Origin of the sequence: Serratia sp. N21D137, assembly GCF_047530005.1 — a bacterium.
Lineage (GTDB): Bacteria > Pseudomonadota > Gammaproteobacteria > Enterobacterales > Enterobacteriaceae > Chania > Chania fonticola_B.
In genome coordinates this window covers 1-6,206 of sequence record NZ_JBLJAJ010000067.1, presented here as the reverse complement: position 1 = coordinate 6,206, position 6,206 = coordinate 1, and the positions used below count along the sequence as shown (strand labels likewise).

Genomic DNA, 6,206 nt, shown 5'->3' with positions numbered 1-6,206 from the left:
GCGTGAAAGTGTTTTACCTTTTTCATCCCCCGAGTGTGGCAAAGAAAAAAGATCACTCAATAGGTAATGTGGGATCGAGTGATGATCGTCTCTTTTTTATGTCAATGGGGGGCTGGTGAACGGTTACCCTTTGCGGGCTACCGTTTCTCAGAGGAAAGCTTCCTGACGCTCAATGATTTTATCACACTGAAAACTAGCCCGGATTATATCAGCACCAGCAAGGAAAGTTACAATATCGTCGCCAGCAAGAGCTTTAGCGATCTCGGGTTCTCACTGAACGCCATTTATACCAAGCAAACCTACTGGCAGGACGTTTCCGACAGTAATACCTACGGGTTAAGCGTGTCAAAATCCTTTGACTTCGCCGGCCTGAAAAATATCAATACCTATCTCTCGGTAAACCGCACAGAGTATAAGAAAAGCTTTTATTCACAGAGCCAGAAAAACAACAACTCAATCTACCTGAGTTTTAATATCCCATTAGGTGCCAAAAGCTATATGAATACCGCTATGCGTACCAATAACGGTAAATTATCACCGAGCCTGTCCTATACCAATAATGTTGACCCCAATAATACCTGGTCCGTTGGCGCCAACGCCTATGAGGGCTTGCGGCAAGGTAAGATCAATGCCAACTCCTCGCAAAAAATGGCCAAGGTCGCCACCACCTTAAACGCATCGATGAGTGACGACGATTACTATCTGGGCGGCAGCATCAAGTCCGGGTTCACGACCACCGCTCATGGCACCGTTATGCACCGTGACGGCTACGCCGGAAACTCAAGACTGCTGCTCGACACTAAGGGTATTGCCGGTGTTTACGTTGGCAATGGAGACCGCAACGAGCCCACCAACGCCCAAGGCTTGGCCATCATCAACGACGTCCCGGAATATTACCGTACCGATTACTCGATTGATACTAAACGACTCCCCGATGATGTTGATGGTTCAGTCGCCAACATCCAAACGGTGCTAACCAAAGGGGCGATTGGCTATCGCAGACTCAAGGTTTACCGGGGGATCAAAGCCTTTATTCGGTTAACCGATCCCCAGGGCCGACCGATCCCGTTTGGCACCACCGTTGAAGACGCTGCTGAGAAGAGAAGCGTTGGCATGGTGGGTGAAAATGGCGAGGTCTATATTTCCGGAGTCAGCAGTGATTCCACCCTAAAAGCGATGGATGCGGCTGGCCGACACTGTTTCTTCAGCCTGCAGGGCCAGAATGTATCGCTGTCTTTCACCTCTTCTACGGTATGTAAAACCCAATAATCTCACAAGGATATTCCCATGTTCCCACAGGCTACCAAGCTATTTTTTATCCTGATGCTAGCAGGTTTTAGCGTCTCCCAGGCCAACGCGGCGATCTCTATTGATAGAACTCGCGTGATTATGATGGGTGATGAAAAATCGGCACCGGTTAATATTATTAACCACAGTAAAAAATTACCTTATCTGGCACAAAGCTGGCTAGAAAACGAAAATGAAGAAAAAATAAACTCCCCCCTTACCGTGCTGCCACCGCTACAACGGCTGGAACAAGACACTACAGTGCAGGTAAACATTACCCCGTTGCCGGCTGCGGCTCAATTACCTCAGGATAGAGAGTCATTGTTCTTCTATAACCTGCAGGAGATCCCACCAAAATCTGAAAAGAGCAACGTCGTGCAGTTAGCTTTACGGATTAAAATAAAGGTCTTCTACCGCCCTGCGAGCCTGAAAAAAATGGCCATGGAGGTTTGGCAAGAGAAGTTAGTGCTTACCCCCGTCAATAATGGCGTGAAGATCGTCAATCCTACGCCTTTTTATATCGTTATCCCGACCCTCAGCGTAGCGAGCAAACCGCTATCACTGTCGGATGAGGCTATAACGCTTAAGCCGCTGAGTGACGTCACTGTGCCAAACGCGCTGGTAAAAAACCAGGCCATCCAACTACAGTACATTAATGATTATGGCTCTTATAACGCAATAAATTATCATTGCACAGCGAGCCAGTGCGATGTGGTAAAAGACGATAAAAGTCGCCCTTGATATTGAGGCTATTATTATGATCAAGTTTATCCTGAGCTTCTGTATAGGGCTTTTCTCTGTTAACACCGCCTGGGCTGAGTCAGTTATTGCCTGCGATTGGACGCCAAGCCCTAGCCTCATTCCTGCCGTAAGCCTCGGTAGCCTGATCAAGGGAAGGATCCAAAGGGGCACTGAAGATATTAATTGTTATCAAGACGAAGAGGGTATTAAGCATTGTGACAAAAAAGATATCTGGAAAATTCCCAACGGCATCTACTCCACCAGCCAAACCGCCAGGGTAATCTGCATCAACTTTGGCGATAAAGCAGAGATGATCACCTATAAGTTTTCCAAGGCCAGCGATCTGGATATTCCCATCCCTGCCAATTCTAACGTATGGAAAAACCTGACCTTAACGATCTCCGGTGCCGGTTCGCAGAGAACCTTTAGCAATATTGAAAACATGGAACACGATAAGCAGTTTACCTGGAACGATACCACTTTGGCACCATGCCAAAAAACTTGCTGGGATCTGGAGCTCGCCACGCCACGCTATACCAAGAGTTTAACGTTTAATTTTCGCGTACAACCCAAAATATTTAAAACCGATTATAACGTTAACCCTTTCTATGATCTGCAAGACTCGGTCGGCGCCCTGTGGATAATTTCTGGCTCGGATACCGATATGGCCTGGTCAACAACCAGCACCCCCTACTTGATTATCTGCGGCCTAAACGGAAATGACGGATCGACTTCCTGCGGTACTAACAGCAGCATCGGTAGCGGAGGCGGGGGCGGGGGCGGGGGCGGTTCGATGAGACCACCGATCAAGCAGTGTACCTTGACCGTTGTCACCCCGGATGTGGTGGCATTCCAGCCGATCTCCTCTGACGATCTCAGCCGTGGCAGAGTCCGTAGTGAGGACTTCACCATGACCGTGATAAAAGGACCAGACCAATCCACCACCTGTATGGGTAGCGCCTATAATCTGCCCGGTGAAATCAAAACCCAAGGCGGTTACCCAATCAGCTCGACCTTTTGGGGGATTAGCCATAGCTCAGGAGCGCCACAGGGTATCGGCCTCAAGCTGTTTGATTTAGGTAAAGGTGCATACTTGAAATTCAACCAAAAATACTCCAGCTTTATTAGTGATATCAGCAGCATCAGCGAATCAAAAAGGATGCGGGCTGAAATATCCGCCACCACCAAGGATCTTAAAAAAATCAAGGATGGTGAATACAGCCAGGTGCTGACCTTCGAAGTTGCCATGCCGTGAATGTTATTGGGAAGGAAAGCAATGATGAACAGCAAATGTTTACTTCTATTTGCCGCAACGCTGTTGCCCACCGCTGCTCATGCGGAAATCAAGGCGAGCAGTAGCACTCAGTTTGTGGGCAGGATTACTGTCGCCACCTGCAATATCGTGGTCGGTGATGATAATCAAACGATCAACATGGGCGAAATATCCAGCGCCGAGCTTGATGCCAAAGGGAAATCTACACCGGTGCCCTTCCTCATCAATTTATACGGCTGCGATACAGAAAATAAGAACGTCAAGATTGCGTTCGACAGAACGGGGACCGGCGCATCTGGCAGTTTGATTCCGGTTGATGGCATGAGTGGTATCGCGTTAGGGCTGCTGGACAGTGATGGCAGCCCGCTGTATTTTGGCAAAAAGAATAGCGGCCAAAAAATTAAAAAAGGCGATAACACCCTGCTTTTCTCGGCTTACATCGCTAAAACGGGGCCGATTAATTCAGGGTCATTTAGCCGCTTGCTGCACTATACGCTGTACTATGATTAACCTTATGTGTGCAGTCTTTGCCTTGCTCAGTTGAGCTTGGGCCAATTCGCCTGCCAGGCTAAGATTGCCGACCAGGTCAGCCACAAAAAATCCGCAGTACCAGCACAAACAGCAGGGTTCATTCGCTTATTAATGAATCCTGCTAATTAACCCTAGCGAATTACTCCCTCTAATCAATTAAATCACGCCGAGTAAAACTTTTCACACACTACAGATCGGCCGATCGATACCGCGACCAGCGCTTTCTTCTCGCATCGCGATCCGGCCAGGGTGGAATAGCTAGCCAGCCGCAAACTCGACGTTTAACGATAAAATAGGAGGAACTCCCGAATGCAAACACGTTATCTCGGTAAGTCCGGGCTGGAAGTGTCAGCGCTCGGCCTGGGCTGCATGGGGTTGAGCTTCGGCAACGGATACGCGTCAGGCCGTTGAACTGATCCGCGCAGCCGTTGAGCGTGGCTGGCACCGTGATAGCAGGCTGCGCACCGCATGTTCGCCCGCCGCTTTGGTAAAAACTCTCTCCCTCGCCACGGCGAGAAAAACCTGTAGCTCATTGAAGTTTTCTTTCAGCATGCGTATTTCCTTGGTTGACGTAAACCTTGCCAGTTCGCACAGAACTTATGAAATGGGTTCATAGACACTACCATTTTAGCCCCGTTAACGACCAAGGTTGCTGATAAATCGCCAACAAAAATGTTCTCATACCGCCAGATTTTTTGGATGGTGCTATATTTTATGAACTGACCTCTCCCCACCGAGAGGATATATGAAAAGACATCCTTTTAGCATTGCCTTAGGTGTTTTATCTACCGACATGTCATTGTCGGCGTGCACTGCCAAAGTAGATGAAAAATATCACTATTCATAAATTATTATCCACTACAGTCAATGATAACCCACTACTACACGCCTAACAGACAAGGTGGCGCACCCCATAGCGCACGTACCTAATCCGTCGGGTGAGTTTACTTAGCCGAGGCCACCATGTTCCTAAATTACTTTGCGTTAGGCGTACTCATTGTTGTTTTCCTCGTTATTTTTTACGGGATCATTATTCTCCATGACATTCCTTATCTGATTGCAAAATCACGCAATCATCCGCATGCAGACGCGATCCATGTTGCGGGTTGGGTCAGTTTGTTTACTCTGCATGTGATGTGGCCTTTTTTATGGATATGGGCCACGTTGTATCGCCCAGAGCGCGGTTGGGGCATGCAAGGCCAGCAAGATCCCTTTGCCCGCTTAGAGCAAAGAATTACCGAGCTGGAACAGAGCATCAGCGAAACCAAAACACCTTCTGCGGAGTAACTCCATGGACTTGCTCATTATTCTTACCTATGTCGCGTTGGCCTATGGCATATTCAAAATATTTAAAATCCCGGTAAACAAATGGACGGTCCCCACCGCAGCATTGGGTGGCGTTGTTTTAGTGGGTGCCCTGATTTTATTAATGAATTATAACCACCCTTATACTTTTCAAGCACAAAAGGCCGTGGTTTCCATTCCCATTACTCCGCAAGTTACCGGCATTGTCAGTGAGGTCACTGATAAGCAGAATACCTTTATAAAAAAAGGGGACGTACTTTTTAAAATAGAGCCCACCCGATACCAGGCACGTGTCGATAGATTACAGGCCGATTTAATGACGGCAATCCATAGCATCCAGGTGCTCCAAGGGCAATTAGATGAAGCCGTCGCCCATACCTCGGGGGTGATTGCCGAACGCGATCGTTTATATAAAGACTACCAGCGCTATCTTAGAGGAAGCCGGGCCAGGGTAAACCCGTTCTCCGAAAGCGACATTGATAACGCCAGGCAAAATTTTCTGGCGCAGGATGCGCTGGTGAAAAGTTCATTGGCTGAACAGGCACAGATAAAAAGCCAGTTAAGCAGCGTCGTCAACGGAGAACAGTCGCAGATAGTCAGCCTCCGTGCCCAGTTAACAGAAGCCAAATACAATCTCGACCAAACCGTGGTTCGCGCCCCCAGTAATGGCTATGTAACCCAGGTGCTTATCCGCCCAGGAACCTACGCGGCAGCGCTGCCACTGCGCCCGGTGATGGTGTTTATCCCGCAGCAAAAACGACAAATCGTCGCGCAATTCAGACAAAATTCGCTGTTACGCCTGAAATCGGGCGATCAAGCCGAGATCGTCTTCAATGCGCTACCTGGCCAGGTGTTTCAGGGGAGACTGACCAGCATACTTCCCGTCGTTCCCAGCGGGACGTACCAGGCGCAGGGAACCCTGCAATCATTGAGCATGATACCCGCCCCATTCCCACTCGAAACGCAACAAAGTGACCCACTGGCCAGACCCGGATAAAATCACCGCTCTGGCCCTACTGGAGAGCCTGTTGCATGCAGGGAAAACATCTGACTCAGAAAGAGCGGTTCT

At 48.7% G+C, this 6,206-nt stretch carries 6 protein-coding genes and 2 pseudogenes; 7 read left to right on the top strand and 1 reads right to left on the bottom strand.

All coding sequences use genetic code 11. From position 1 onward, the window contains the following. Positions 1–81: 81 nt before the first annotated feature. The 5 genes and pseudogenes from ACMV5H_RS24845 to ACMV5H_RS24825 form a co-directional block, all read left to right on the top strand. Positions 82–1,269, top strand: a complete 1,188-nt coding sequence (locus tag ACMV5H_RS24845; protein ID WP_414822726.1) for a fimbria/pilus outer membrane usher protein — start codon at positions 82–84, stop codon at positions 1,267–1,269. Between the two features lie 18 nt (positions 1,270–1,287). After that, the gene (locus tag ACMV5H_RS24840; RefSeq protein ID WP_021805574.1) at positions 1,288–2,028 is read left to right on the top strand and encodes a molecular chaperone; all 741 of its coding nucleotides are present in this window, start codon (positions 1,288–1,290) and stop codon (positions 2,026–2,028) included. A 16-nt stretch (positions 2,029–2,044) separates the two neighbouring features. Then, positions 2,045–3,283 carry a hypothetical protein gene (locus ACMV5H_RS24835; RefSeq protein ID WP_414822725.1) on the top strand — a complete coding sequence of 413 codons (1,239 nt, stop codon included), beginning with the start codon at positions 2,045–2,047 and terminating at the stop codon, positions 3,281–3,283. Between the two features lie 21 nt (positions 3,284–3,304). Further along, complete coding sequence (locus ACMV5H_RS24830; RefSeq protein WP_179249113.1) at positions 3,305–3,811, top strand: fimbrial protein; 507 nt, start codon at positions 3,305–3,307, stop codon at positions 3,809–3,811. Between the two features lie 330 nt (positions 3,812–4,141). After that, positions 4,142–4,271: pseudogene (locus ACMV5H_RS24825) on the top strand (aldo/keto reductase); the annotation flags it as partial. On the opposite strand, the gene ACMV5H_RS24820 reads toward ACMV5H_RS24825, so the two are convergent. Further along, positions 4,232–4,384: a hypothetical protein gene (locus ACMV5H_RS24820; protein WP_021805577.1), complete on the bottom strand. Its 153-nt coding sequence runs from the start codon at positions 4,382–4,384 to the stop codon at positions 4,232–4,234. The pseudogene ACMV5H_RS24825 and the gene ACMV5H_RS24820 overlap by 40 nt on opposite strands. 411 nt (positions 4,385–4,795) lie before the next feature. Between ACMV5H_RS24820 and ACMV5H_RS24815 the strand changes: the two genes are divergently transcribed. Together ACMV5H_RS24815 and ACMV5H_RS24810 are read left to right on the top strand one after the other, a co-directional pair. Further along, positions 4,796–5,119 carry a DUF3302 domain-containing protein gene (locus ACMV5H_RS24815; RefSeq protein ID WP_115158572.1) on the top strand — a complete coding sequence of 108 codons (324 nt, stop codon included), beginning with the start codon at positions 4,796–4,798 and terminating at the stop codon, positions 5,117–5,119. Positions 5,120–5,123: 4 nt separating this feature from the next. Beyond that, a pseudogene (locus ACMV5H_RS24810) lies at positions 5,124–6,080 on the top strand (HlyD family secretion protein); the annotation flags it as partial. Positions 6,081–6,206: the final 126 nt, after the last annotated feature.

What these genes read in the sequence shown, in the direction of transcription:
- ACMV5H_RS24830 (WP_179249113.1), top strand. Translation starts at nt 3,305, where the DNA reads ATGATGAACAGCAAATGTTTACTTCTATTTGCCGCAACGCTGTTGCCC.
- ACMV5H_RS24835 (WP_414822725.1), top strand. Translation starts at nt 2,045, where the DNA reads ATGATCAAGTTTATCCTGAGCTTCTGTATAGGGCTTTTCTCTGTTAAC.
- ACMV5H_RS24820 (WP_021805577.1), bottom strand. Translation starts at nt 4,384, where the DNA reads ATGCTGAAAGAAAACTTCAATGAGCTACAGGTTTTTCTCGCCGTGGCG.
- ACMV5H_RS24845 (WP_414822726.1), top strand. Translation starts at nt 82, where the DNA reads ATGATCGTCTCTTTTTTATGTCAATGGGGGGCTGGTGAACGGTTACCC.
- ACMV5H_RS24815 (WP_115158572.1), top strand. Translation starts at nt 4,796, where the DNA reads ATGTTCCTAAATTACTTTGCGTTAGGCGTACTCATTGTTGTTTTCCTC.
- ACMV5H_RS24840 (WP_021805574.1), top strand. Translation starts at nt 1,288, where the DNA reads ATGTTCCCACAGGCTACCAAGCTATTTTTTATCCTGATGCTAGCAGGT.